Annotated in this window: 1 protein-coding gene; it reads left to right on the forward strand. The window is 53.3% G+C overall.

Features of this window, described 5'->3' with window-relative positions; genetic code table 11:
- Nucleotides 1–604: chemotaxis protein CheB (locus tag R7044_RS26530; RefSeq protein ID WP_318141745.1), on the forward strand; the 604-nt coding region annotated here is incomplete at both ends.

The following is a 604-nucleotide window of genomic DNA, read 5'->3' on the forward strand; positions in this document are numbered from 1 at the left end:
AGATATTGCACGTAACCGCGATGAAGCGGTTTCGCTGCTTCAGCAACGTGTCATTCAAATTGCCTCCAAGCGTGCTTTCATGCGCCGCCCTGTAGCGCGTCCAGCTGCTGCAACTAGTGCTGCGCGCCCACTGGCTTCAAGAACCGCTGCGCCTGCCGCATCGGCTCCGGCTCGACCGGCAGCAACCAAGTTCCGCGCATCGGGTAAGAAATACCAGTTAACTGCGATTGGCACATCCACTGGTGGCCCAGTTGCTTTACAAAAAATTCTTACTCGTCTGCCGATGAACTACCCACATCCAATCGTGCTGATTCAGCATATGCCTGCGACATTTACGGCGGCATTTGCAAGTCGATTGAACACGTTGTGTAAGATTCAAGTGAAAGAAGCACAAGACGGTGATGTGTTACAAGCTGGCGTGGCTTACCTAGCGCCAGGCGGCAAGCAAATGATGATTGATGGTCGTGCAGGTGCTGCTCGCCTTCGCATCATTGATGGCGGTGATCGCATGAACTACAAACCGTGTGTGGATGTGACCTTTGGCTCTGCGGCGAAAGTTTACGGCGACAAAGTACTTTCTATGGTGCTCACCGGAATGGGTGCA

The organism is Vibrio sp. 1402, from assembly GCF_033340275.1.